Annotated in this window: 23 protein-coding genes; 1 reads left to right on the forward strand and 22 read right to left on the reverse strand. The window is 70.6% G+C overall.

Annotated features, from left to right (window positions below; translation table 11 throughout):
• Nucleotides 1-8: 8 nt before the first annotated feature.
• From EV385_RS27080 to EV385_RS27105, 6 genes are all read right to left on the reverse strand, one after another.
• Nucleotides 9-1,631 carry an ABC transporter permease gene (locus EV385_RS27080; protein ID WP_130512000.1) on the reverse strand — a complete coding sequence of 541 codons (1,623 nt, stop codon included), beginning with the start codon at nucleotides 1,629-1,631 and terminating at the stop codon, nucleotides 9-11.
• The gene (locus EV385_RS27085) at nucleotides 1,628-2,554 is read right to left on the reverse strand and encodes an ABC transporter ATP-binding protein (protein ID WP_130512001.1); all 927 of its coding nucleotides are present in this window, start codon (nucleotides 2,552-2,554) and stop codon (nucleotides 1,628-1,630) included. Before EV385_RS27085 ends, EV385_RS27080 begins: the two co-directional genes overlap by 4 nt.
• Before the next feature lie 233 nt (nucleotides 2,555-2,787).
• The gene (locus EV385_RS27090; RefSeq protein ID WP_165449624.1) at nucleotides 2,788-3,339 is read right to left on the reverse strand and encodes an RICIN domain-containing protein; all 552 of its coding nucleotides are present in this window, start codon (nucleotides 3,337-3,339) and stop codon (nucleotides 2,788-2,790) included.
• A gap of 366 nt (nucleotides 3,340-3,705) precedes the next feature.
• A complete protein-coding gene (gene chrA / locus EV385_RS27095) occupies nucleotides 3,706-4,860 on the reverse strand; it encodes a chromate efflux transporter (protein ID WP_130512003.1) in 1,155 nt (384 codons plus the stop codon).
• Nucleotides 4,861-5,253 (reverse strand): VOC family protein, encoded by a 393-nt coding sequence (locus tag EV385_RS27100; RefSeq protein WP_130512004.1) that lies wholly within the window; start codon nucleotides 5,251-5,253, stop codon nucleotides 4,861-4,863.
• The gene (locus EV385_RS27105) at nucleotides 5,250-6,017 is read right to left on the reverse strand and encodes an arsenate reductase/protein-tyrosine-phosphatase family protein (protein WP_130512005.1); all 768 of its coding nucleotides are present in this window, start codon (nucleotides 6,015-6,017) and stop codon (nucleotides 5,250-5,252) included. The genes EV385_RS27100 and EV385_RS27105 overlap by 4 nt, the downstream gene beginning before the upstream one ends.
• A 99-nt stretch (nucleotides 6,018-6,116) precedes the next feature.
• On the opposite strand from EV385_RS27105, the gene EV385_RS34075 reads away from it, so the two are divergent.
• The gene (locus EV385_RS34075) at nucleotides 6,117-6,377 is read left to right on the forward strand and encodes an FtsX-like permease family protein (protein WP_423203135.1); all 261 of its coding nucleotides are present in this window, start codon (nucleotides 6,117-6,119) and stop codon (nucleotides 6,375-6,377) included.
• A gap of 343 nt (nucleotides 6,378-6,720) precedes the next feature.
• Here the strand turns inward: EV385_RS34075 and EV385_RS27115 are convergent, their stop codons facing one another.
• The 16 genes from EV385_RS27115 to EV385_RS27190 all read right to left on the reverse strand — a co-directional run bounded on the left by EV385_RS27115 (nucleotide 6,721) and on the right by EV385_RS27190 (nucleotide 25,699).
• Entirely contained in the window at nucleotides 6,721-7,584 is an 864-nt protein-coding gene (locus EV385_RS27115; protein ID WP_242625095.1) for a universal stress protein, read from the reverse strand.
• A gap of 5 nt (nucleotides 7,585-7,589) precedes the next feature.
• Nucleotides 7,590-8,333, reverse strand: coding sequence for a hypothetical protein (locus EV385_RS27120; RefSeq protein WP_130512008.1), 744 nt, complete (start codon nucleotides 8,331-8,333; stop codon nucleotides 7,590-7,592).
• Entirely contained in the window at nucleotides 8,330-8,590 is a 261-nt protein-coding gene (locus tag EV385_RS27125) for a hypothetical protein (protein WP_130512009.1), read from the reverse strand. Before EV385_RS27125 ends, EV385_RS27120 begins: the two co-directional genes overlap by 4 nt.
• Before the next feature lie 181 nt (nucleotides 8,591-8,771).
• Entirely contained in the window at nucleotides 8,772-9,149 is a 378-nt protein-coding gene (locus EV385_RS27130) for a protealysin inhibitor emfourin (RefSeq protein WP_130512010.1), read from the reverse strand.
• A 605-nt stretch (nucleotides 9,150-9,754) separates the two neighbouring features.
• A complete protein-coding gene (locus EV385_RS27135) occupies nucleotides 9,755-10,750 on the reverse strand; it encodes an Acg family FMN-binding oxidoreductase (protein WP_130512011.1) in 996 nt (331 codons plus the stop codon).
• A 149-nt stretch (nucleotides 10,751-10,899) separates the two neighbouring features.
• Complete coding sequence (locus EV385_RS27140) at nucleotides 10,900-11,805, reverse strand: universal stress protein (RefSeq protein ID WP_130512012.1); 906 nt, start codon at nucleotides 11,803-11,805, stop codon at nucleotides 10,900-10,902.
• Nucleotides 11,806-11,820: 15 nt separating this feature from the next.
• Nucleotides 11,821-14,403 carry a cation-translocating P-type ATPase gene (locus EV385_RS27145; RefSeq protein ID WP_130512013.1) on the reverse strand — a complete coding sequence of 861 codons (2,583 nt, stop codon included), beginning with the start codon at nucleotides 14,401-14,403 and terminating at the stop codon, nucleotides 11,821-11,823.
• Nucleotides 14,400-14,609, reverse strand: a complete 210-nt coding sequence (locus tag EV385_RS27150; protein WP_130512014.1) for a DUF1918 domain-containing protein — start codon at nucleotides 14,607-14,609, stop codon at nucleotides 14,400-14,402. Before EV385_RS27150 ends, EV385_RS27145 begins: the two co-directional genes overlap by 4 nt.
• A 210-nt stretch (nucleotides 14,610-14,819) precedes the next feature.
• Complete coding sequence (locus EV385_RS27155; protein WP_130512015.1) at nucleotides 14,820-15,347, reverse strand: hypothetical protein; 528 nt, start codon at nucleotides 15,345-15,347, stop codon at nucleotides 14,820-14,822.
• Nucleotides 15,348-15,426: 79 nt separating this feature from the next.
• Nucleotides 15,427-16,914: a bifunctional aminoglycoside phosphotransferase/ATP-binding protein gene (locus EV385_RS27160; RefSeq protein WP_130512016.1), complete on the reverse strand. Its 1,488-nt coding sequence runs from the start codon at nucleotides 16,912-16,914 to the stop codon at nucleotides 15,427-15,429.
• 284 nt (nucleotides 16,915-17,198) lie between these two features.
• Nucleotides 17,199-19,895, reverse strand: coding sequence for a bifunctional acetate--CoA ligase family protein/GNAT family N-acetyltransferase (locus EV385_RS27165; RefSeq protein WP_242625096.1), 2,697 nt, complete (start codon nucleotides 19,893-19,895; stop codon nucleotides 17,199-17,201).
• A gap of 160 nt (nucleotides 19,896-20,055) precedes the next feature.
• On the reverse strand, nucleotides 20,056-20,412 hold the full coding sequence (locus EV385_RS27170) for a hypothetical protein (protein ID WP_130512017.1): 357 nt from the start codon (nucleotides 20,410-20,412) through the stop codon (nucleotides 20,056-20,058).
• A 10-nt stretch (nucleotides 20,413-20,422) separates the two neighbouring features.
• Entirely contained in the window at nucleotides 20,423-23,083 is a 2,661-nt protein-coding gene (gene ppdK, locus EV385_RS27175) for a pyruvate, phosphate dikinase (protein ID WP_130512018.1), read from the reverse strand.
• 164 nt (nucleotides 23,084-23,247) lie between these two features.
• Nucleotides 23,248-24,309, reverse strand: a complete 1,062-nt coding sequence (gene hypE, locus EV385_RS27180) for a hydrogenase expression/formation protein HypE (protein WP_130512019.1) — start codon at nucleotides 24,307-24,309, stop codon at nucleotides 23,248-23,250.
• The gene (gene hypD, locus EV385_RS27185) at nucleotides 24,306-25,427 is read right to left on the reverse strand and encodes a hydrogenase formation protein HypD (RefSeq protein ID WP_130512020.1); all 1,122 of its coding nucleotides are present in this window, start codon (nucleotides 25,425-25,427) and stop codon (nucleotides 24,306-24,308) included. The genes hypE and hypD overlap by 4 nt, the downstream gene beginning before the upstream one ends.
• A complete protein-coding gene (locus EV385_RS27190) occupies nucleotides 25,424-25,699 on the reverse strand; it encodes a HypC/HybG/HupF family hydrogenase formation chaperone (RefSeq protein ID WP_130512021.1) in 276 nt (91 codons plus the stop codon). Before EV385_RS27190 ends, hypD begins: the two co-directional genes overlap by 4 nt.

Below are 25,699 nucleotides of genomic sequence, written 5' to 3' on the forward strand. Positions count from 1 at the left end.
CGATGCTCTCAGGCTGGAAGCGCCAGGTCGCGGCGGCGCAGGGCGACCAGGCCGGCCAGCGTCAGCGCGGCGAGCACCACGGTCAGGGTGAGGACCGGCGCGACGGTGACCGGCATGGCCGGTGCCTTCGGCAGATGGGTGAACGGCGAGAGATCCTGTACCCATTGCGGCAACCGTAGGGTGGCGCCGAAAAGCGGACCGATGATGATGGCCGCGATGAGGCCGACCCACGCCAGCACGCCCGCGAAGCGGGGCAACAGGCCGACGGCCACAATGACCAGGGCGCCGACCGTCAGGACCGCGGGCAACTGCACCAGGGCCGCCAGGATCAACGTACGCACCTGTCCGACCGGACCACCGAGCACCGCCCCGGCGGCCAGGCCCGCGCCGGTCGCGAACAACAGCAGCAACGTGGTCGCGCCGATCCCCGCCATGAGTGCGTGGCTCAGCGCCCAGCGGCTCCGGCCGGCGCTGGCGGCCAGTAGGGGTTCCAGGGGCCCGTCGGCCTCTTCGGCCCGCATGCGCAACAGGACCTGCACGACATAGATGGCCGCGGCCATGCCGGCCATCTGCAGGATCGACGTACGGTACGCGTCGAGGATCACGTCGCTGCCACCCATCCGGGTGTAGAAGTCGCGGGCTGCGCCCGTGGCGTTCGTGATCTGTCCGGCCAGTCCGCCCATGATGAGTCCGAAGCCGAGCATCCCTGCCGCCCAGCCGAGAAACGCGCCGGTCTGCAGGCGCCACGCCAGGCCCGCCGAGCCGCGCAGCAGACGACCGGCTCGGGCCGGCCCGGCCGGCTGCGCCAGGACTCCGTGCCCGAAGTCGCGTCGCCCGGCCAGCCAGACGGCCACCCCGACGCCGGCCGCGAACAGCACCACCGCCATCGCGAGCGGCCACCAGTGGTCACCCGCGAACGGCCTGGCCTGCTGGCCCCAACCGATCGGGGAGAGCCATGCCGGCCAGGCACTGCGCACGTACATGCCACTGGCATCCACCGTGCCCGCCATGTTGCCGATACCGCAGACCAGGAATGCGGCGCCGAGGACCGCGGCGGCCTGACCGCTGGCGCCGCGGGCCGTGGTCGACAGCTGGGTGGTCACTGCGGCCACGCCCGCGAAGGCGAGACCGACCGCCGCGACCGCGGCCCCGGCGGTGAACGACCCGGCAACAGGTTGCCCGGCCACGACGAATGCCAGGCCGAGCATGACGGCCAGGACGACGTCGGCGACAACCGTGACGGTCAGGGCGGCGGCGAGGCCGGCGTAACGGCCGACGACGGCCGCACCCACGAGTTCGGCCCGGCCGGTCTCCTCGCCCTGCCGCGTGTGGCGCACCACCGAAAACACGCTCATCAGCGCGGCCAGCACCGCGAGCAGCACGAAGTTGCGGACCATGGCGTACGCGCCGACGGTGGGCGCCGACGTCAGCCCGAGCATGCGGATCCCGGGGCTGACGGCGGCGAGCCGGGTCTCCTGCACCAGGTCCGCGGGGTCGGCGAAGTCAGCGGCCCACAGGGCGGTGGTCGCGGCGGTGAACGCCGCCAGCCCCAGCGCCCAGGCGGGGATCGTGATCCGGTCGCGGCGCAGCGCAAGCCGGGTCAGCGGCAGAGCACCGGCGATGGCGTTCATCGGGCACCCGCCATCTCCGTATCCTCGCGGGCCGAGCCGCCGTCCTGCTCATACGTCCGCCGGAACAGCTCCTCGAGGGTCGGCGGTGAGCTGAGCAGGGCGTGCACGTCGAGCTCGGACAACTCGCGCAGGACCGCCGCAACCTGGCCGTCGTCGACGCTGAAATGCACCCGGCCGCCCTCGGCGTGCACGTCGTGCACGCAAGGCAGCGCGGCCAGCGCATCGATCGGGCGCATCGTCTCGACCACCATGCTCGTCCGGGTCAGGTGACGCAACTGGGCGAACGTGCCCGACTCGGCCGCCCGACCCGATCGCACGATGGTCACCCGATCACACAGGGCCTCGACCTCGGACAGGATGTGACTGGACAGCAACACCGTCCGCCCCGCCGCGCGCGCCTCGCGTACGACGTCCTGGAACACCATCTCCATCAGCGGGTCCAGGCCCGAGGTCGGTTCGTCGAGCAGGTAGAGCTCCACATCGGAGGCGAAGGCGGCAACCAACGCGACCTTCTGGCGGTTGCCCTTGGAGTAGGCGCGGCATCGTTTCGTCGGATCCAACGCGAAACGCTCCAGCAGATCGGCGCGGCGTGCCGGGTCGAGCCCGCCGCGCAACGCGCCCAGTAGGTCGATCACTTCGCCGCCGGTCAGGTTCGGCCACAGGTTCACCTCACCGGGCACGTAGGCCAGGCGGCGATGGAGCCGGACCGCGTCCCGCCAGGGGTCGCCGCCCAGCAGCGTCACCTGACCGGAATCACGACGCAGCAACCCGAGCAGGATCCGAATGGTGGTGGTCTTGCCGGCGCCGTTGGGGCCGAGGAATCCGTGGATCTCACCGCCGGACACCGACAGATCGAGTCCATCCAGCGCCCGTGTCCGACCGAAGGTCTTCACGAGGCCGGAGGCCATGATCATGTCCGTCATCGTCGTCACCTCGCCGGGTCGTCAGGCCGGACTCGAGCCGCTCGAACGGGTGTATTCGTCTACGGCCAGCGTCACGCCGTCGCGGTGTTGCCGCCAGGGCCGGTCGCCCTATGGCCACCAAGCCGTCGGACCCCAAGAGCCGGGGCTGCTCACATGCGACGGGTGGGTCGTCGCAGACGACCCACCCGGTCCAATCGCCGTCCAGGCTGCCATGTCTCAGGCAGGGGCGCCGATCAGAAGTACCACCGCTGGTTGGTTCGGCCGTTGCAATTCCACACCTGAACCTTGCCGCCGTTCTTGAACGCGGTCTTGCGGTCCGCGTCCAGGCAGAGGCCGGAGTACCAGTTCACGATCGTTCCGTCGGAGTAGATCGTCCATTTCTGGTTGACTCGGCCGTTGCATGTCCACACCTGGACCTTGCCGCCGTTCCTGAAGGCGGTCTTGCGGGATGCTTCCAGGCAGCGGCCGTCGTAGCTGCTCTGAATGGTGTAGTCATCGTAGTAGTAGGTCCACAATTCGTTATCGTAGTCGTTGCAGCGCCACATCTGCACCTTCGTGCCATTGTGAACCGGGCCGTGACGCAGGTCCACGTTCAAACACTTGTCGCTGTACCAGTTGTAGATGTTCGAGTCGTAGGGCTGGAAGGCGCTTGTCGCGGTGACGGCCGCACGTTGTGCGGTGGTTGTGGCCGTCGCTTGTGCGGGTCCCGCAACTCCCGACAGTACGAGGGTCAGGACGCCACAGACGGCAGCCGACATCGTCAGAAGGCGTCGCGTGATAAGCATGGGAAAGTTCCTACCTTTCTCGCTAAACGGTCCTGTGCTGAACAGTTCCATCCTGATCGGCGGCGATCCACGAAGTCGCGCAATTCCTCAAGTAGACGATCAGGCACTGGGAACTAGAGACGAAGGACCGTTACGGAGGCGTAACCCCGCCAGTCGGGAAGGTGCGGTGGTATTGGAGTTCGAACCACGGATTCTCAATGGTCACTCGCGTTCGGCCATGTCCCATCTGGTGAAGGGGCAGACGATTTGGAGACCTACTGCAGAATCCATCCTGGGTAATCCAGTGGAGCCGGGCGATCGTTCGGCATCAGATCGTCTCGGGACGCCGCGGGCGGCGCGCGGGCACCCAGGTCACCTCGCTCCCGGTCAGGTCGGCAGAGCTCCGCCCGCCGCGACGATGACGACTCCGGCCAGGGCGGCGGACAGCAGCGTCAGGACCGGGCCGCGACGCAGGCCCAGGGCGAGTACGGCGGCACCGACAAGTACGGCGTACTGCCATGGCTGGCCGAGGGCGCGGGCCAGTGGAATCGCCGAGCCGAGAATGGCGCCGATCGCCGTAGCGCCGGCGCCGTCGAGGAACGCACGGACCTTCCGGTTGGCGCGCAGCCGGTCGAATCTGTCGGCGCCGAGCAGGATGAACGCGAACGACGGGCTGAACGCGACGGCCGAGGCGAGCAGCCCGCCACCGATCCCGGCTGCCGCGTAGCCGACGACGGCGACGGTCTGGACGACCGGGCCGGGGGTGATCTGGCCGAGAGCGACGGCATTGAGGAACTGCGCTCCGGTCATCCAATGGTGCCGGTCGACCGCGTCGGCCTGCATGATCGGGATGATGACGAAGCCGCCGCCGTAGGATAGGGCACCGACTTTGAAAGCGACCCAGGTGAGCGGCAGCAGCACGCCACCGCTCAGGCCGGCGGCGGCCAGCAGAGGCAGGGCCGGTGCCGGTTGGCGCCTGGGCCGGGGTAGCCGCTGGGCGAGGATCTCGGCCAGTCCGCAGGCGAGCAGCAGCAGGACCAGCCAGGGGCCTACGGTGGCGGCCGCCACCGTGCCGAGCACCAGATACGCGGTCCAGCGGATCCGGTTCGGCGTACGTTTCCAGGCGGGGGGAATCAGTCCCGTCCCGGCCTGGGTGGCCACCGCGGCGACGGCCGCGCCCGCGCCGGCACCCGCGGCTTTGACCCAGACCGGTGGGTCGCCCTCGAGGAACAGGGCGGCGAGGGCGAGAATCACGATCAGGCCGGGGACGATGAAAGCCGCACCGCCCACCAGTGCGCCGGCGCGGCCGCGGACTCGCCACGCGCAGAAGATCGCGAGTTGGGTGGAGGCCGGTCCGGGCAGCAGGTTGCAGGCGGCGATCGCGTGTTCGAATTCCTGCGCCGTCAGCCATCTCCGGTCTTGCACGCACAGCTTGCGCAGCAGTGCGATGTGTGCGGGAGGCCCACCGAAACCGATGCAGCCGATGCGGCCCCACTCCCGCAGCACGGTGCCCAGTCGGACACGGGAAGCCTCGGGAGGCATTCAGGCGCCCGCCGGCTGGAACAGTTCGATCGGATTGCCGGCCGGGTCGTCCAGAACGATCTGCCGCCCACCCGGGCCAGATATGACCTCGCTGCGGAAGCTGACACCGGCGGCGCGTAGCCGGGCGACCTCGGTGTCGATGTCGTCGACCAGCAGGTGGATGCGGTTCCAGCCACCTGGCTGGGGTTTGCGTCCGTCGGGCATCGCCCGACCCGCCGAGCTGGCCGGGCCGGACAGCAGCAGCCGCAGGTTGCCGCGTCGCACGTCGGCGAACGCCGGCAGGAACGTGGTGTTCGGCGTGAAGCCGAGGTGGGTGGTGTAGAAGTCGATGGCCGCTTGGACATCGTCGACCAGGTAGCGGACGTGCACGGTGTTGTCGGTTGGGCTGATCATGATGCCTGCGTCTCCTTTCCGGAGCGGGCGGCGATGGTGTGCAGAAGGAAGTCGATCCGCCCGCTGATCTCTTCTGCCACGCGCTCGAACGCGGGCAGCCCAGCCGGGTCACCGGCCGGATCGGAAATGCTCCAATGCACCGGGCGGGGGCAGCCGGCGAACTCCGGGCAGATCTCCTTGACCCGGTCGCACAACGTGATCACGAGGTCGAACTCGGAACCGGCGAATTCGTCGAGATGCTTGGGCCGCGCACCGCTCACGTCGATACCCCGGGATGCCATCACGGACACGGCGAGCGGATGTACAGCCTTCGGACGGCTGCCCGCACTGTACGCCTCGACCACGCCCAAGCTGCGATCACGAAGCAACGCCTCGGCCATCTGCGATCGCGAGCTGTTACCCGTGCACAGGAACAGCACACGGGCGGCGACCGCGACCGCGGGTGCGGGCGGTTGCAGGTGCAGCCCCGGATGTAGGGCGCCACCGGCCGCCTCCAGCAGCCGCGCACAGCCTGCCAGGTCGAGCGAGTAGTAGATGTCACGACCGTCCGCGCTGCTGCGCCGCCCGTTCACCAGACCGGCCCGGCGCAACCGGCCCAGGTGATACGAGACCAGGTTCTGCGGCTCGTCGACCACGGCGGTCAGCTCGCGTACCGCCAGGTCACCGTTCGCCAGCTCACCCAGCAACCGCCACCGCAGCGGATGCCCGGCAGCTGTCACGAACACCGGCGGCGCCGGCGTGCGGGATCCCTTCGCGCGGCCCACGACCGCAGACTACATCAAACCGATTTGATGCAATATCCCAACCTCACTGAACTCTCTCGCCCTGTCCGATCATTGGCATCGCGGCGAGAAGTCGCGGTGATGAAGCTGGTCGGCGCGTCGAACTGGTTCGTGCAGGCGCCATTCGTCGTCGAAGCGATGATGGCGGGCGTGGCTGGCGCCGTGGCCGGATTCGCGCTGCTTCTCGCCGGGGAACTCCTCGTTCCGACGGAGTGGACGCGCGCGTTGCCGCCCGTACCGAACGGCCGGGTGTGGTTGACGCTGCCCTTGCTGGCGGCCGCCGGCGCCGGGGTGAGCGGATGCACCGCATGGCTCACCCTCCGATTCCACCTCCGCATCTGACGAAGAATGATTTCCCAACTGCTGATGACCGGTCCGCCCGCTCGTCGCGCGCATCGGCAGCGGAGCACCGATTCTAGGTCGATCTCGCGCGTGAGCCCATCGGTCGGGCGCTTTCCCACCCCGCGGCGTCTGATCCGCCGTCCGAGATGTCCCTCGGTGCCGATGGGCTCCAATTTCATTGTCGCGCGTTCCCGCGCACGCGGACGGGGCCATTAGTCTCCACCTCGCGGGTCGATGGTCCGCGAGGTTGGCCGTCCTGACAGGCCCACGCCCCATTGCCTGGGGGACATTGCGAGTGCCCCGGCAAGTCTGCCGACCCGGGCCGGTGCGCCGAGCGCCGGTGTCAATCCGCGTCCGGTTGCGGTACGACGAGGACGGGTCGGTGGGATTGGTGCAGGGTCGCCATGACTACGCTGCCCAGCAGGATCTCCGCGGCGGCAGTACGTCCTCGCGAGCCGACGACGAGCAGGGCGGCGTCGTGGTCGCGGGCGCCCGTGATCAGACCGTGGGCGACGGCCTGTGCTGTCGTCCCGTGCCCTCGTGGGATCCGCAGCCAGGTGGGGTCCGCGTCGCCGGTTCGTGGCGGGGCTTCGGGTGTGGTGTCGTCGTCCTCGACGGTGGCGAACAGCAGGTTCCTGCCCGGCAGCAGCCGCTGGGCAGTGTCGAGTGCGGCGCGAGCGCCGGGCGATCCGTCCCAGCCGAGGAGTACCGGTCCGTCGGTGAGGGCGTGATGTTCCGTGCTGAGTAGCGGATGCGGTACCACCAGGACCGGCTTCGGGCTCTGGTGTACGACGATGTCGGAGACGCTGCCGAGTACCGCTCGGATGCCGCGCAGGCCGCGGGTGCCGAGCAGCACGAGATCGGGCTGCATCTTCTCGACCAGTTGCGCAAGTTCGAGACCTTCGCCGCCCATGACGCGGTGGGCGAGGGTTTCGGCTTGCCATCCGCTGGCTCGTGCGAGCGTGGCACCGATGTCGGCGATGCGGTCGGCTCGCCATTGTCCTTCGCGTTCGATGGCCTGGATGAATTCGTCGAGGCTGCGGCTGCCGGTCCACAGGCGGCGACGCAGGTCCTCGTCGACCAGCGGCGGAGTCCACAGGTAGGTGATCCAGGCGTGGGCATGCGGGACGAGCCGTGCGGCGGCGTCCACGGCCGCGGAGGAGGGAAGGGTGGCGTCGTAGCCGACAACGACGCGTGTGACGGACATGGCGTTCATACTGCTGATCCTTCAGTTCGGTGTGAATGTTGGCCGAGGCGCTGATGAACGCGTCCTGGAGTTGGAGCGGCCGGCTTGAGTCCTAACGTCGTCGAGTCCGGTGGCCGTGAGCGCAGCAGCACGATGCTAGCCGCTGAGAGCCAGACGATGGAGATCGGGTAGAGGGCGTAGCTCAACCAGCCCCGCAATTCGAGTACGTTGCTCGGGAACGCAACGGACAGCGTCAGGATCGTCGCCGCGGCGGCGGCGACGTATGCGAGCCATCCGAGCCATGTGGGAAGCGCGCTTGTTCGCAGAACTGCGTAGCCAATGCAGGCGAACATGAGCGCGATCGGTGCGTTCGCCAATGTCAGCGTTGCGTAGCCGAGCGCGTCGAGCAGCGCCGCGGCCTGCGGCCGCAGGAATTCGCCGGGCAATGCTGCCAGCGCCAGCTGTGGCGCCTGTCCCAGAATGTTGGCGCTGTACCCGACCATTCCAGCCCCGAACGCGATCGTCGCGGGCATAGCAGAGTCGGACAGGACCGCACGCAGAGAGCTCAGGAAGATCAGTAGCACGACCGCACTGAACACGAAGAGGACGCTCTGCGCGACGATCAGTCCCCGATGCTCTGTCACGAAGTCTGGCAACGACTCCGGGCCTGGCCACGGCCTATCACACAGAGCGCCCGCCGCACCGAGCGCGACGGCGACCAGTCCGCTCACTCCGGCCACCTGTTGCGGTCGTTGCGTCCACGCGGTCATGACGGGATTCTCGCGATGGCTGGCGGGTTCCGAACGCGGCGCGCTTCGTTGATCTGAGTCCGTTCCATCCGCACGCCCGGCACGGCGATCACGAGACCGGCGGCCAGCATGACGGCTTGTAGCATCATCTGCGGGCCGATGACCGCGAGGTGCCAGGCGTCGATGACGAACATGACAGCGCCGTACATTGCGGAGGCGGCGATAGTGCCCTCGACGGCGGTCAACGTCAACGTCATCGGCCGGTAACGGATCGGCATGGCTACTCCTTCCGGCTCCAGTCTCTGCTGCTGGGGGCAAAGGTGGTCAGGGCCTGATGGCCCGTCATGGCTGGGTTCGTCGACCGGCTGGCGGCGTGAGCGTTTCGGCGATGGGCGTCGCGCATGCCCGTGCACAGGCCGCAGGCCCGCGCCGTGGCGCGGGCCGGCCGTTGTGTCTTGCTCAGCGTGCGGGCGTGGACGAGACGTCGAGGCTGATTTGCTGGGTGAGGCTGATCGTCTGCCACAGGACGGCGGGTGCGTCGGCGCCTTCGATGGTGTGGACGGTCTTGGTCCACCGGTGGCCGTACCGCACGACCACGGTGTAGACGAAGCGGTCGGCGCCCTGGGTGCTTGCGGGGTATGTGGCATCGAGCCGCCGGAACTGCCAGCTCGAAACGAGCTGCATCAGGCGCGGAGTGTCCGCGTGCACCGTGGTGGAATCGACCACGTAGCAGTCGTGGACGCCAGCGAATCCGCCCGTCCGGATCAGCGTCACCTGCGACGCGGAGATCGCGGCCGCGGAGGCCGGTCCGCCGATCACCGCTAGCCCCAAGGTCATCGCGACGACTGCGAGGAGCGTGAACAGATGTCGATTGATGGTGTGCAAAATTGTCGACATGGCACAACACCTTCCTCGTGGGAATGGGTGGTAAGGAGGCCGTTTCCCGCTTTCTGAGGCCCTTTCGACACGTTCCTTTTGAGACCGTGTCGGTTGGTGCTCATCTCGCTTCCAATTCATTTCTATCACTGGACTGGCGTCGCTCTCAGGTTCGAAAGTCCCTGAATTCACGGCCGGTTTCGGTCGATGTGCCTATATTTCAACCATGAACGCGACGTTTGGACTGGTCGCGTTCGCGGCGCCGTTCCATCGGACACTGCGGGGCCTGGCGGTTTACGGGTGTGCCTGGGCTGCGCTACTACCGTTTGCGGGCGCTGGCAAGAGGTCGGAGGACCTGGAACGTCCCGACTTTCATTGGCGGCATTGACGAATGTGAACGCCATGCGACGACAGGCGCGCTGGACACACATCCAGGCAAGGAGTAATCGCACAGCGCACCGGGTCATCCTCGCCGGCCGCTCGACGGAATCGCCGTCGCGTCCGCGACCGGGCGTGGCTGCTCCGGCGTCCTCTTGGCGTCCGGCGTGAACGACCCGGTGGCGTGTCTACCGTGGCGTCCCGACAGCCGCGACCGGCTCCATCATCAGTACCTCGCAGAGTGGGCGGCGAGGGGTCGCGTACGTCGGAGGGCCGATGCCCAGTCTGATCAGGATCTGCGCATGCCGGCCCTGTGTGGTCAGCAGTTCCCGGATTGCCGGGATCTCCACCGGCTGACTGAACGGAGTTGTCGCCAGGTGCAGGACGGTGGCGGTGAGCAGCACCCGCTGCAATGCCTGGCCGGCGGCGAGCCAGTCCGCGGGGGTGTCGCCCGCGGTCGACAGTGTGACGATCGTGGGAAACGGCTCGAATCGCTCGGCAGGCCGGGTGAGCTGTGGCAAGGCCAGACCGAAGTCGCGTACCGGCGTGGTCTCGAGAGCGTCCCACGGCCCCATCGCGGCTGTCGGCACGCCGTCGCGCCGGCCGGGAGAAGGCAGCGTCCACTGGGTCAGCTCCGCACGATAGCCGTGATCGCCGCGCAACCGTTGTTCGGCAGTTCTGGTCAGGCCGAGGATGGCCGCGCGAGCCACCGCGCCGGCCACCGTGAGGCTGGCCCCTTCGCGGTGCGCCGCACAGGCCAGCTCCTCAAGGTCGGGCGCGGCAACCACCGACGGAGCGAACGGCCAGCGGTTGGTGTGACGCTCCGGGACGGCGTCGAACAAGGCTCGCACGACGCCCGTGACGGCCTCGGCCCGCTCCGGAGTGACTCGGGCGACCAGACGGGGATCGTCGGGGTCCTGAGGAAAAGTCAGCGACGGCCGGCGCCCGTCGTGCCGAATGGCGAGCCGAAGGGTGAACAATGCCGCACCCACGCTGATCAGCAGCTCACGTCCGGACGGGTCGATCACCGCCAGCTGGCGTGCCCAGTCCGCGATCACGTCGACTCCGCCGTCGCGGATACGGAAACGCCAGGGTTGGCTGTTGTGCAGCGACGGCGCGGCAGTCGCGGTCGCCACGTAGCTGGCCAGGCGTTCGACATCTGCCCCACCCGACGGTTCCCTCATGAAACCAATGGTGGTCCGCCGAGCCGACCGCTGCCAGGGCCGATATCCCCCGGAGCCGGTGACTGCGGTCCCACCCTTGCCCGGGTTGCGGGTGGTGTGTTGCCGCGCCAGCGGGACTCGCCGAGCCCGGCGAGTCCCGCTGAAGGTCATTATCCGACGCTGTGCCCGGGGTTGTCGGGGAAGGGCGCGCGGATCACCATGGTCGGGCAGGCGCTGTGGTACATCGCGTGCTGGCTGACGGAGCCCAGCAGCAGACCGGTGAATCCGCCGCGCCCGCGGGCTCCGACCACCAGCAGCTGCGCGCGGTGTGACCAGTCGATGAGGTGGCGCCTGGCGGGACCGCGCACCACCTCCTGGGTGATCTGGAGATCGGGGTGGTCTTCGGCGACACCGGCGATCGCTTCGGCAAGTAGCAGCTGTTCCTCGGTGTTCACCGCGTCCGGGTCGTAGACGAGCGGAAGCATGTCACCCGGCCCGGTTGACACCGGTGAGGTCCAGGTGTGCACGGCGACGAGATCGCAGTTGCGTAGCTCGGCGGCCCTGGCGGCCTCTTGCAGCGCGCGGGCCGAGACCGCTGAGCCGTCTATTCCGACGACGACGGGACCATCCGGGCGTGCCTGTCCTCGAACGACGAGCACCGGGCAGGTCGCATGAGTCACGGTCTGCACCGCCACGGAGCCGAGCAGCAGGCCGGAGATCCCTCCTATCCCGCGGTCACCGAGGACCAGCAGCTCAGCCGACTCTGCTTCGTGCAGCAGCACCGGCACGGCGGCGCCTTCGACGATCGCCGAAGACACGGAAAGCTCTGGTGCCGCCTTGTGTGCGTGGTCGACCGCCTCGGCGAGGAAGGTGTCCGCGTACTGTCGTGTGTCCTCGGTGGACGGCGGCAGTGCGCCCTGCAGGACGGCTGCGGATAGCGGCCAGAGGAAGGCATGCACGATGCGAAGCGGCCGCTGGCGCATCGCGGCTTCGGTGGCCGCGAACCTGACCGCTTCCAGGCTGTTCTCGGAGCCGTCCACGCCGACCACGATGGGCGTGACTGACGTCGCGTTCATGGGAATGATCCTCTCTCAGGGCGCCGTGTGCGGGCTGGGGGTTTGGGCTGGCGGGGTCTTGGTCGGCGTAAGTCTGAGGCGGCGTTGCAACAGCAGGCCGATTCCGGGCAGCAATGAGACGGCGGCGCAGGCAAGCAGTTCTGGCGCGGTCAGCGCGACGGTGCCGAGCAGTTCCCGCAGCACGGGAACGAGGACGCCGCCGACCTGCAGCAGCGCCGAGACCGCCACCGCCACGATCAGTGCGGGGTTTCCTGGCCCGCCATGGACCCGCCGGGCGCGGACGGCCATGGCTACGCCGAGTTGGGACAGGCCGAGGACCACGAAGACCACTGACTGCCAGGGCCGTCCTTGATGGTGTGCGACGACTCCGGCGCCGAGCACGGTGAGGGTGATGGCCAGGCCGCCGAGCAGGACGTCGCGTAGCAGGCCGTCACCGAGTACGGACTCTTGCGGGGAACGGGGTGGGCGCTTCAGCACGTCCGGGCTGGCCGGCTCGGCCCCGAGGGCCACGCCCGGCAGGCCGTGGGTGAGCAGGTTGACCCAGAGGATCTGGGCGGGAAGGAGCGGTACGGGCAGACCCAGAAACGGGCCGAACAACATGATGAGGATCTCGGCAGTGCCTCCGGAGAGCCCGTAGCGCAGGAAGCGGCGGATGTTGTCGTAGATTCGCCGGCCCTCGCCGATGGCATGCGCGACCGTGGCCAGCTCGTCGTCGACCAGGACGAGATCGGCGGCCTGCCGGGCGACCTCCGTGCCGCCGCCCATGGCCACGCCGATGTCCGCCCGCCGCAGCGCTGGGGCATCGTTGACGCCGTCCCCGGTCATGGCCACCACGTGGCCGTGCTGCTGGAGTGCCGAGATGATGTCGAGCTTCTGCTCCGGCTGGGTGCGAGCGTACACCCGGGCATGTTCGGCGGCGTCGCCCGGCGCACCGGTGTCACCGTTGATCACTTGATCGTCCCGATCGAGCAGGCCCAGCCGACCGGCGATGGCCGCGGCGGTGGCGGGGTGGTCACCGGTGATGAGAACGAGCCGCACGCCTGCTTCTGCGAACATGGCGGCGGTGTCCGGGGCGCCGGCCCGCAGTGGGTCACCGATCCCGACCACGCCGAGGGGGCGCAGTCCCGCCGGGTTCGCGACGTCGACGGAACCGTCGGCTACCGCTGCGGCCACCGCCAGGACGCGTAGGCCGTCGGCTGCCATGTCGGCCGCCGCCGTCCGCAGCGCCATGATGGTGGCGGGCGGGCCGGTCACGACCGGCTCATGCAGTACGGCTTCGGGAGCCCCCTTGCAGACGATCAGGTGCGAGCCGTCCGGGTTCTGGTGGACGGTGACCATGCGACGCTGCGCTTGGTCGAACGGGTGTTCCGCGACTCTGGGGTGGGCGGTGCGCTCGCCGTCGACGTCGAGGCGGCACCGCGCGGCGAAGGCGATCAGCGCCGCCTCCAGCGGATCGCCGACCGCGGTCCATTGCGGGTGGTCGGTGTCCGGGGGGAGTAGGGCGGCGTCGTTGCACAGCAGCACGGCACGCCCCAGCTCACGCAGCATCTCTGGGGGGTCGACCGGCTCAGCGTCGTGGCGTACCTCTCCGGCGGGAGAGTATCCGGCACCGACCACGGTGTAGCGGGTGGCGTCCGTGACCGCGGCTGTCTGGACGGCCATGCGGCCTTCGGTGAGGGTTCCGGTCTTGTCGGAGGCGATGACCGTCACCGAACCGAGGGTCTCGACGGCGTGCAGACGGCGGGGGATGGCTCGGGCCTGTGCCATCCGGTGGGCGCCCAGTGCCAACGCGAGGGTCACCACCGCGGGTAGCGATTCCGGTACGGCGGCGACCACGAGGCTCACGGCGGTCACCGCCATGGTCACGACCTCGCGTCCGGCCAGCAGGCCGAGTGCGAAGACCACGCCGGACAGCACCACGGCGGTGAGGCCCAGGACGCGGCTCAGCCGAGCGAGGCGACGCTGCAGCGGAGTCAGGGTCGGCCGCGTGCCGACGACCAGTTCGGCGATGCGGCCCAGCGCGCTGGCCGGCCCGGTACGGACGACCTCCCCGGTCGCCCGGCCCACCACGACGACCGTCCCGGCGTACGATTCGTCGCCGGGCTTGCGCTCGACGGGCACCGACTCGCCGGTCAATGCGGCCTCATCCAGCCGGAACCGGAATGCGTCGCGCAGCTGCAGGTCGGCGGGTACGACGTCGCCGGCCTCAAGGCGGACGACATCGCCTGGCACGAGGTCGGCGGCGGGGATCACCACGTCGTTGCCGTCGCGGATCGCCCGGGCGGTCGGGGCGGCGAGGCGGTCGAGTGCCGCGATGGCCCGGTCGGCGCGGACTTCCTGCACCACACCGATGCTCGTGTTGAGCACCACGACGAGCGCGATCACGATCGTGTCGGTGAGGTCCTGGAGTGCCGTGGTCACCACGGCCGCGGCGATCAGCAGCGCGACAAGTGGGTCGGTGAGCTGGCGCAGGATCCGGCTGGGAAGTCGCTGCGGTCGTGGCTGGGCTACCGCGTTGGGCCCATGGACGCTGAGCAGCTCCGTGGCCTCCGCGGAAGACAGTCCTGCCGGTCGGGGCCCGGCTTGCGCAAGGGTCATCGGTGACCGACGTTCCCGTGCTGGGCCGGCTCCACGTGGGCCTCCGGCCCGGGGAAGACCAAGGCGTACCGGCCGTCGTCCAGCCAGCGGACCTCATACGGTGGGCTGCCATCGGCGTGCCGGACGGCCGTGATCACCCCGACGTGTGGCAGGTCGCCTAGGTGAACACCCTTGAGGACGAGCCGATCCCCTACCCGCGCGATCATGATGGTCTCCGTTCGGTGGTGCCCGCCGAGTGGACGGGCTGTCGGACCACCTGAGTGTCTTACCGCTCTGGCCTGCGGGTGCCTGCCACTGGTGGCCCCTCCATGATCAGAATCAGCCATGCCCGGGTACGCGCGGCAGGGCCGTAGGTCCTCGCCAAGTGGGCCGCCGTCCCCCACGAGGTGGGACCTGGACAAGACGCACAATGACCGCTATGCCGAGTGGCGCGCGTGGCGTGGCGTGGCGAGTGTGCTCTGTCGCGGGAGAGCGGTGGTCGCCGTGTCGCCGGCAGGCCGGCGTTCGGCGCGCAGCAGCAAGACGAACGCGACGATCATCGCGATCGAGAACGGGTAGTACAGCCAACCGAAGAACATCAACCCGACATGGAAGCCGATCGCCGCTACCAAACCCAGCCTGGTCCAGCGGTCGCCGCTGACCATCAGCACGCCCACCCCCAACTCGAACGCGATGAGCAGGGCGATGAACAGGTCCTGATGTGGTGCCACGACCGCACGCCAGGTGTCGGTGACGAACGGCAGGTAGGAGGCGTCGGCGAAGCCGGCGTAGTCGCCGCCGGTCGTGAGATGGAGGGTGTTGAACAGCGCACCACCCGCGATGAACAGGGTGGCGACAGCGACCCGGCCGACGTGCATCGCGCGTGGACTCCACCACGACCACACGGCCGCAACGATGATCACCAACTCGGTGACCGACCAGAAGATCAACCACGGGACCGGCATGGCCCCTCCTTCCAGAGTTCGCCCCGCCAGACGCCAGGAGAGCGGCCGAGCGGACGCGGGCGTGGCTGGAGCAATGCGTTCACACCAGGACCAGGCCGGCCTCGTCGAGTGCCGCGAGCGCGGCGTTCATCGACGCCTCCGGTGTGGTGTCGGTGGCTATGGTTCGAGCCTGCGGCCACGGGTCCGCCTCGGCGGCCAGCACTGCAGCGATCATCGCGTCCGCGTCGGACACTTCCTGCGGGTCGCCCGTGCGGCCGGCGATCCGCTGCGCGACCGTGGCCGGGGTGGCCGTGCAGCGCAGCTCGGTGAGCATGCTGTGCGTCGCCGTGGCCACGTCCCGCGCGCCGGACCGCTGCGCCGCGTCGGTGAACGACGCGTCGAGCAGCACCGTCTCACCATGGTCGAGCAGGCGGCCGGCCCTGCGGAACAGTTCGTCGTAGGTCCGCTGGGTCCACTGCGCGGTGTAGATTCCCTCGCGGTACGGCGCCGCGCTGAGCTGCCCCGACGCGACACCGGCGAGCTCCTTGCGGACCCGGTCGCTGGTCAGGACCACCGCGCCGAGCCGGTCGGCGAGCCGGCCGGCCAGGGTCGACTTCCCCGTGCCGGGCGCGCCACCGACGAGGACGAGACGCACCGCACCGGTGCTCAGGTGCCGCATCGCCAGCTCGGCGTGCAGCGTCGCCTCTCCGGCCGCGGCGGCGTCGCCCTGCGCGTGACGCAAGCAGGCGATCTTCGCGCGGACGTACGCCCGGTATGCGACGTAGTGGTGCCGCAGGGACGCCGGTGCGGGGTCGGCGGTGAACTCCGCGTACCAGTCCAGGAAGGCCGCGCCGAGCCGGGGCGCGCCGAGGCGCTCCAGGTCCATAGCAAGAAAGGCCGCGTCGTCGAGCCCGTCCACGTAGCGCAGGCGGTCGTCGAACTCGATGCAGTCGAGAACGCGGGGACCATCGTCGAGGCAGAAGATGTCGTTGGCGAGCAGGTCCGCGTGGCCGTCCACGATCCGCCCGGCCGCCACCCGGTCGGCGAACAAGGGACCGCGGCCGGCCAGGAAGTCGTGTGTTAGCCGTTCGACCGTGGCGGCGGTGGCCTCCGGAAGGACCGAGCCGTAGAACTGGTGGAGCTGCGCGAACGTGGCATCCCATCGCCCGCGCAGCGCGTCGCGGCCGCCCTCCGCGTCGACCTCCGGGCCGCGGTGCGCTCGAGCATGGAACGCGGCGAGCATCCGGGCCAGGCGTCGCAGCGCCTCATCGACCGGCGCCTGCGCGGCCAGCAGCGTGGTGAGACGGCGGTCGGTCGGCATCCGTCGCATGACGACCAGGTGGTCGCACACGCTCCCGTCGGGGCCGTGGACGTCCGCGACGCCGAGGTAGACGTCCGGTGCGAGGCGCCGGTTGAGCTCGACCTCGCGATGACACACCGACTCCCGGACGGCGCGTTCGCGGAAGTCCAGGAAGCCGAGGTCGACCGGCTTCTTCAGCTTGAATGCACGGTCGCCGGCCAGATACACCACGGCGGCGTGGGTCTCGATGGCCGCCGCGAACGCCGTCGCGGCCTTCGTGGATCGCATGATCGATCCTCTCGGTCAATCCTTCGGTACCCGATTCCGGTCGGGGCGACATCGGCCAGCCGGGCGCCCCATTGCCGGGCCCGGGCCTGCTCGTCGGGTTCCAGCCGGCCCTGCTTGGTAACCAGGAAGCTTTCCGGCTCGGCCACCGTGTGCAGCCCGTGCCGACGCGGTCGGCGTCCTCAGTCACCACCTTGAGCGTTCGCCCGCCCGAGGGACGGTGAACAGGGCCGAACGTCACCGCGTAAGACCCCGGTACCAATTCCGCCTCCGCGACCGCGGCGGCCTCAGGGGCGGCGGAGGTCTCGCAGGATCGGGTCGGGCTCGCCGGTCGCGGGATGCAGCCGCAGCTTGGCGTCGAGGGCGACGACACCCGCCGGACCCGCGAGCACCGGGTTGAGGTCGAGTTCGGCGACCTCGGGCAGGTCCTCGGCGAGCCGTCCCACGCGCAGCAGCAGATCCTCCACCGCGGCCGTGTCGGCCGGTGGGCTCCCGCGGTAGCCGGTCAGCAGCGGCGCGCCGCGCAGCGCCCGCCACATGCGGCCGGCGTCCAGGTCGGTCAGCGGGACCAGCCGGAACACGCGGTCGTCGAGCAGGTCGGTGTGTACGCCGCCGAGCCCCGCCATGACCAGCGAGCCGAAGAGCGGGTCGTGGACGATGCCGCAGCTCAGCTCGACCCCACCGGAGAGCATCGGCTGCACCACAGCGCCGTACCCGGGCCGTCCGGCGGCCGTGACCCCGGCGAACGCCGAGCGCACCTGGTCGGCATCGGTCAGACCGAGCCGGACCCCGCCCGTGTCGCTCTTGTGCACCAGCTCGGGGTCGGCGCATTTGAGCGCGACCGGATACCCGAACCGCCCGGCCGCGGCCACCGCGGCATCGGCGTCGAGGGCGATCGCGGCGGGGGCCAGCGGGATGCCGTAGGCGGTCAGGATGCGGGCCGTACGCTCGTGCGGTTGCCATCCACCGCCCGCGGCGAGTCCTTCCGCCGCGCAGGCCCGGGCGGTGTCCGGGTCGAGGTCGGGCAGCGCCGGCCATCCGCCGAGAGGCTCGCGTCGCCAGGCCGCGTAGCGGGCAGCGTGGCGCAAGGCCCGGACGGCCCGCTCCGGCAGGTCGAACACGGGCACCCGTCGTCGGCCGAGCGTCGGGGGAGTGCCGGGGGCGCCGATGACGACGGCGGCGATGGTCAGCGCCGGATGCGCGTCGACGATCGGGGCGAGCGCGGCCAGCGTGGCCGAGACGTCGTTGGCCCGCGTGGCGACCAGGACCAGCAGCACGGCGTCCGCCTCGCCGCTGGCCGCCACCGCGCCCACCGCGTCCGCGAACACCCGAGGTGTGGCGCCGGCGCCGAGGTCGAGGGGATTATCGTGCCCGGCGGCGCCCGGCGCTACGGTCGTCAGCCGCTGCCGCAGGTCTGCGCTGGGCGCGGGCACCCGCAGATGGCCCGCCTCGGCGGCGTCCGCGGCAAGGATGTTGAGGCCACCCGCGTTGCCGACGACGGCGAGCCGGTCACCCGCCGGCAGGGGCTGGTCGGTGAGCAGCCTGGCGGCATCCAGCAGATCGCCCAAGGTTTCGGCACGGACCACGCCGGCCTGCGCGAACAGCGCGTCGACGGTGACGTCGGGGACCGCGGCCGCCGCGGTGTGCGAGGCACCGGCGCGCTTGCCGGCGATCGACCGTCCGCTCTTGACCGCCAGTACGGGTTTGCGGCGCGACAGGGCCCGTACCAGCCGGCCGAACTTGCGGGGGTTACCGAACGATTCCAGGTACAGCGCGATGGCGGTGGTGGCCGGATCGTCGAACCAGTACGCGAGCAGGTCGTTGCCGCTGACGTCCGCCTTGTTGCCCAGCGAGACGAACGCGGACAACCCGCACCCGGTTCGTGCGGCGTGCTCGATCACCGCGATGCCGACCGCGCCGGACTGCGACGCCACCGCCAGTCCGCCGGCCGGCGGCACCATCGGCGCGAAGCTGGCGTTCAAACGCACCTCCGGGTCGGTGCTGAGCACGCCGAGGCAGTTCGGTCCGACCAACCGGATGCCGTGGTCACGAGCGAGACGCACGAGTTCGGCCTGCCGGGTCCGGCCGAGCCCGTCGCTCTCGCCGAATCCGGCGCTGAGAACCACCGCGGCGCGGGCGCCGGCGGCCGCCGCATCGGCCAGCACCGGGACGACCATCGGTGCGGGCACCGCGATCACCACCAGGTCGACCGGGCCGGGCAGCTCCTTCAGCGAGGGATGGGCCGGGACACCGGCGATCGTGTCGGCATGCGGGTTGATCGCGTACAGGTGGCCGGTGAAGCCGTACTCGCGCAGCGCGCGTAGCGTCTCATGCCCGGTGCCGCCGGGGTGGCGGCCAGCGCCCACGACGGCCACCGCGGACGGTCGCAGCAGAGGGCGCAGGGAGGCGCGCTCAGCGTGGCGTTCGCGGTCGGCGATTGCCCGCTGCGCGTCCTCGTCCTCGGTGGGCACCGCGACGTCGAACAGGCCGTCGTGCAGTGTCGCGCGGGAACCTGCCGTGAGGTCACGGGCGACATGCAGCATGGCGGTGTTGCCGGGCAGGACCTCGCCGACGAGATGGGTGATGCCGCAGCGGCGGGCCGTGTCGGCGAGGTGTTCGAGCAGCAGCGTGCCGATGCCGCGGCCACGCTGCGCGTCGTCGATGAAGATGGCGAACTCGGCCCGCGGGCCGTCGTATGGCTCGTAGGAGGCTACGCCGACGATGGATCCCGCCAGCTCGGCGGCGATGGCCTGGTGCTCGTTCGTTGGCGGCTCGCAGAGCCGATGGACCTCGTCGTCCAGGGTGCTGCCGGACGGGGCGGCGAAGAATCGCATGCGCAGGCCGTCGGCCGAGGAGCACCGGTACAGCGCGCTCAATGCCGGGGCGTCGTCGGGTCTGACCGGGCGCAGGTGCACGATGCCCCCGTCCGCGGTGAGGGCGTCCACGGTGGTCACGCAATGACGAGGCACGGTGCTGGTGGTCACGGTCGGATTCCTCTCCTGGATCTCCCTTCAGCCAAGCGGAGCGAGCCGGTCCGGCGCAGGGTCGTCCGGCCCCTGGATCTCCTCCGGAGGTCCTGCCGGACCGGCCTGCCCTCGGGTCAGCTCAGGGCGGATCCGCGCCGCGACCGGACGGACATCCGGTTCAGCACCGGGCAACCAGCCGGTGCGCCCGGAGCAGGCGGGCCCACCATGGCCGGTGACCGCCGTCGCGCAGGGGCGGCAGGCCGGTGCCCTTGAGGCTCACCCAGCCGCCGGGGCCCATGGTCACCGCACCGATGGCCGGCCGCCGCCGGACGGCGGCGGCCGTCGCCACGGCCACGGCGGTCACGGTGGCGGCGGTGATCGACGCCATGGCGATCCGGGTGACGTCCACGGCGGGTACGAATGTGATCTTCTCGGACGCGAGGTGGTAGGCGCCGAGTTCGCGATCACCGTGGCGCACCGGGATCAGATCGGACCGGTGCATGGTGGCACTCCGGTCGTCGACAACGGTAGACATGGCGTCCTCCTCACCTACTGTCCGAGGCGGCGGACCCGCCGATGGCGGCGCGTCCCGCCTCGAGGCGGGCGATGGGTACACGGAAGGGCGAGCAGGACACGTAGTCCAGCCCGGTGGCGTGGAAGAACCGCACCGAGGCGGGGTCTCCGCCGTGCTCGCCGCAGACGCCGACGGTCAGGTCCGGCCGGGTTTTCCGGCCCCGTTCGACGGCGAGGCGGACCAGCTCACCCACCCCGGACACGTCGATCGTCTCGAACGGCGACACCGCGAAGATGCCCAGGCCGAGATAGCGGCTGAAGAAGGCCCCCTCCACGTCATCGCGGGAGAAGCCCCAGGTCATCTGGGTCAGGTCGTTGGTCCCGAAGGAGAAGAAGTCGGCGGCGGTCGCGATCTGCGCGGCGGTCAGCGCGGCCCGCGGCACCTCGATCATCGTGCCGATCCGGATCGGCGGTGCGCCCTCGATGCCGGACAGCACAGCCTCGGCTTCAGCGCGTACCGTCTCCAGTTCCTGCACCGTGCCGACCAGCGGGACCATGATCTCGGGGCGCGGGTCGCCGCCGGCGGCGACCCGCGCCGCCGCGGCCTGCGCGACCGCGCGGACCTGCATCGCGAACAGGCCGGGCACGACCAGCCCGAGGCGTACGCCGCGCAGGCCGAGCATCGGGTTGGCCTCGTGCATCCGCCGCACCGCCGCGAGCAGCGTCGCGTCGTGTCCCGGATCCTCGCCCAGGGCTTCGGCGCGCGCTACCCGGGCGGCCAGCTCCTCCAGCGGGGGAAGGAACTCGTGCAGCGGCGGGTCGATCAGGCGTACGGTCACCGGCAGGCCGTCCATCGCCGCGAACAGTTCCTCGAAGTCGGCGCGCTGCAGCGGCAGCAGCGCGGCCAGCGCCTGCTCCCGTTCGGTGTCGTCGTCGGCGAGGATCAGCCGTTCCACGAGTTCCCGGCGCTCGCCGAGGAACATGTGCTCGGTGCGGCACAGCCCGACGCCGGTGGCGCCGAAGCGCCGCGCCCGCGCGGCGTCGGCCGCGGTGTCGGCGTTGGCGTGCACCGCGAGCCGGGCGACGTGGTCGGCGTGGACCATCAGCCGCTGGACCGCTGACAGCAACGGGTCGCCCAGCGCGGTCGCCTCGCCCTCGAAGTACCGCACGACCGCCGAGGGCCGCACCGGTACCTCTCCGGCGTAGACCCGGCCGGTGGTGCCGTCGACGGAGATGACTTCGCCGGCGTGGACCGTGCGGCCGCCCACGGTGAACGCGTCCGGCCCGATCTCCACGTCCTCCGCGCCGCAGACGCACGTTTTTCCCATGCCGCGGGCGACCACGGCGGCGTGACTGGTCTTTCCGCCACGGGAGGTCAGGATGCCCTCGGCCGCGACCATGCCGGGCAGGTCATCGGGATTGGTCTCGCGGCGTACCAGGATGACCGGTCCGGTCGCGGCGGCCGCCGCGGCGGAGTCGAACACGACGGCGCCGACCGCCGCGCCCGGCGACGCGGGCACGCCGGTGGTGAGCGGCGCCGGAGCGGCCGCGTCGTCGAAGCTGGGAAACATCAGCTGGGCGAGCTGCTCACCGGTGACCCGCTGCAACGCCTCGCCGAGAGTGATCGTGCCCTCGTCGACGAGTTGCGCGGCGATCACGAACGCGGCGGCCGGGGTGCGCTTGCCGACCCGGGTCTGCAACATCCACAGCGTGCCGTCCTCGACCGTGAACTCGATGTCGCACAGGTCGCGGTAGCGCTGCTCCAGCCGTTCCATGATGGCCAGCAGCTGCCGGTAGCTGTGCGGGTCGATCCGTTCGAGTTCGCTCAGGCCAACGGTGTTGCGGATACCGGCGACCACGTCCTCGCCCTGGGCGCTGGGCAGGTAGTCGCCGTAGGCGCCCCGGCGGCCGGTCGCGGGGTCACGGGTGAACGCGACCCCGGTGCCGGAGCGCGCGCCGAGGTTGCCGAAGACCATGGCCATCACGTTCACCGCCGTGCCCAGGTCCTGGGGGATGCGTTCGCGGCGGCGGTAGAGCACGGCGCGTTCGGCGTTCCAGGACTTGAAGACCGCGGTGATCGCGAGGTAGAGCTGCTCGTGTGGCGCCTGCGGGAAGTCACGGCCGGCGTGCGCATAGAAGATCTTCTGGTAGGCGCCGACCAGATCCTGCAGCTGCCCCACGCCGAGTTCCGCATCTGTCGCGGCTCCGGCGCGGGCGCATGCGGCGGCGAGCTCTGCCGCGAATGCCTCGCCCGGTACCCCGAAGACGGTCTTGCCGAACATCTGGATCAGGCGCCGATAGGAGTCCCAGGCGAAGCGTGGGTCACCACTCTTCGCGGCGAGGCCGAGCACGCTGGCGTCGGTGAGACCGATGTCCAGGATCGTCTCCATCATGCCGGGCATGGAGTATCTGCCGCCCGAGCGCACCGACAGCAGCAGCGGGTCGCGCGGATCTCCGAGCCGCTTGCCCATGCGGTCCTGCACGAGCCGCAAGTGCTCCTCGACCTCGGTGAACAGGTGCTGGGGCACCGCGCCGGTCGCCAGGTACTCGCGGCACGCCGTGGTGGTGATGGTGAAGCCCGGCGGCACGGGGAGGCCCATCCGGGTCATCTCGGCCAGGTTTGCGCCCTTGCCGCCCAGCAGGTCCGCGAGATCCTTGTTGCCTTCGCTGAAGTCGTACACGTAGCGCGACATCTTCCCCTCACCTTCGTCGCCCACTCCTGGCTCAGTGGTATCCCCCGTGACAGATCTGCGGGTAGGGCCGGATGCCACCACCGATCGGGACAGTTAGGTCCTACCTACCTGCGCGCCGATACCGGCCGCCAGCGCCGGGTTCTGGACGGCCGGTCGGCCACCTGTCAGCAGATGCGGGGCAGTTGTTCGCCGACGAGCATGTCGAGGATGCGGCGGGATCCGACGGAAGTCCGCACGACCACCCGGCCGGGTTCGGTGTCGCGTACGGTGCCGATGTTGACCGCGGCCCGGCCCTCCGGCCGGGAGCGCATCGCGGCCAGGACCGCGTCGGCCCGGTGCGCCGCGACGAACGCGACGAGGCAGCCCTCGTTGGCCACGTGAGCCGGGTCGAGGCCGAGGATCTCGCAGGCCGCCTGCACCGGGGCGGGTACCGGCAGCGCCTGCTCGTCGATCTCGATGCCGACGCCGGACGTGACCGCGATCTCGTTGAGCGCCGAGGCGATGCCGCCGCGGGTGGGGTCGCGCAGCGCGTGGACGGCGTCGCCACCGGCGTCGACCATGGCCGCGACGAGCCGGTGCAGGGGCTGGGTGTCCGAGCAGATGTCGGCGTCGAAGCCCAGCCCTTCCCGCACGCTGAGGATGGTGGTGCCGTGGCTGCCGATCGGTCCGGACAGCAGCACGGCGTCGCCGGGTGCGGCGCCGGTCGCCGACGGCGCGGCACCGGCGAGGCGCTGTCCCACGCCAGTGGTGACGACGTAGAGGCCGTCGGCGGCGCCGCGGCCGACCACTTTGGTGTCGCCGGTGACCACCGGGACCCCGGCCGCTCGGGCGGCCGCGCCGACGGACGCGGCGACCCGGCGCAGGTCGGCCAGGGGGAAGCCTTCCTCCACGACGTAGGCCACGGCGAGGGCCACCGGCAGCGCGGCGCGCATGGCCAGGTCGTTCACGGTGCCGTGTACGGCGAGGGCGCCGATGTCGCCGCCGGGGAAGAACAGCGGGCTGACCACGTACGCATCGGTGCTGAGCACGACGTCGACCCCGTCGATCGGGACCACCGCGGCATCCTCCAGCGCCCCGGCCGGCGCGGCCGACCCGAGCGCGGGCACCAGCACGTCGCCGATCAGCTCGGCCGACAGCTGCCCGCCGGAGCCGTGGCCGAGCAGGACCCGTTCCGTCTCGGCCAGCGGTAGCGGGCAACTGGCCGCGAGCGGATCCACCGCGGTCACCGGGCACCTCCGGAGACGGCAGCCCCGGCGGGGCGGCGACGGCCCGCGCGGTGGAACGCCGCGCAGGTGCCCTCACTGGACACCATCGGCGCACCCAGCGGGGACCGGGGAGTGCAGGTGGTCCCGTACGCCGGGCAGTCGGTCGGCACGCTCAGCCCGGTGAGGATCCGCCCGGCGATGCAGCGCGGGTCCTCCGCCGCGGTCAGCCGCCCCACGTCGAAGCGGCGGGTGGCGTCGAACGCGGCGTACGCGTCGGCCAGTTCCAGGCCGCTCGCGCCGATCGTTCCGATGCCGCGCCAGGCCCGGTCACTGATCCGGAACACCCGCCGCACCGCCTCCTGGGCGGGGCCGTTGCCGGTTCGCTGAACCGCGCGGGCGTACTGGTTCTCCACCTCGAAGCGGCCTTGTTCGAGCTGGCGTACCGCCATCAGGATGCCCTCCAGCAGGTCCAGTGGTTCGAAGCCGGTCACGACGATCGGCACCCGGTACCGGGCGGCCAGCGGTTCGTACTCCGTCCAGCCCATGACCGTGCAGACGTGCCCGGCGGCGAGGAAGCCCTGCACCTCGCACTCGGCCGCGTCCAGGATGGCGGTCATGGCCGGTGGCACGAGCACGTGGCTGACCAGCATGGTGAAGTTGGTCAGTCCGAGTGTCGCGGCATGCAGCACCGCCGTCGCGTTGGCCGGCGCGGTGGTCTCGAACCCCACGGCGAGGAACACCACCTCGCGATCGGGCTGCTGCTGGGCGAGGGCGACCGCGTCCATGGGGGAGTACACGACCCGTACGTCGGCGCCGCGCGCCTTGAGGGCCAGCAGGTCGGTGTGCGAGCCGGGCACCCGTAGCATGTCGCCGAAGCTGGTGAAGGTGACCTCGGGCCGCGCCGCGATGGCCATCGCCCGGTCCAGGGTCTCCAGCGGGGTCACGCAGACCGGGCAGCCAGGCCCGTGGATCATGCGGATGCCGGGGGGCAGCACCTCGTCGATGCCCTGCCGCACGATGGTGTGGGTCTGGCCGCCGCAGACCTCCATGAGGCTCCAGGGCCGGGTCGTGGTGCGGTGCAGTTCGTCCAGGAGCACCCGGGCGAGCCGGGGGTCTCGGTACTCGTCGAGGTATTTCATGCTGTGCGATCCTTCGCGGGCAGGGGTTCGCCCAGTTCGTCACGTACCGCGTCGCCCATCGCCCGCAGCACGTCGAGGGTGCGTTCGGCTTCCCGACGGTCCACCTTCGTGATCGCGAAGCCGACGTGGACGATGACGTATTCGCCGGGGCGGACGTCGGGGACGTAGGTCAGGCACACGTCCTTGCGGATGCCGTCGAAGTCGACGACACCCATGAGCAGCCCGTCCCGGTCGGTCACCTCGGTGACCCGGCCGGGGATGCCGAGGCACAC

This window comes from Krasilnikovia cinnamomea (assembly GCF_004217545.1).
Lineage (GTDB): Bacteria > Actinomycetota > Actinomycetes > Mycobacteriales > Micromonosporaceae > Actinoplanes > Actinoplanes cinnamomeus.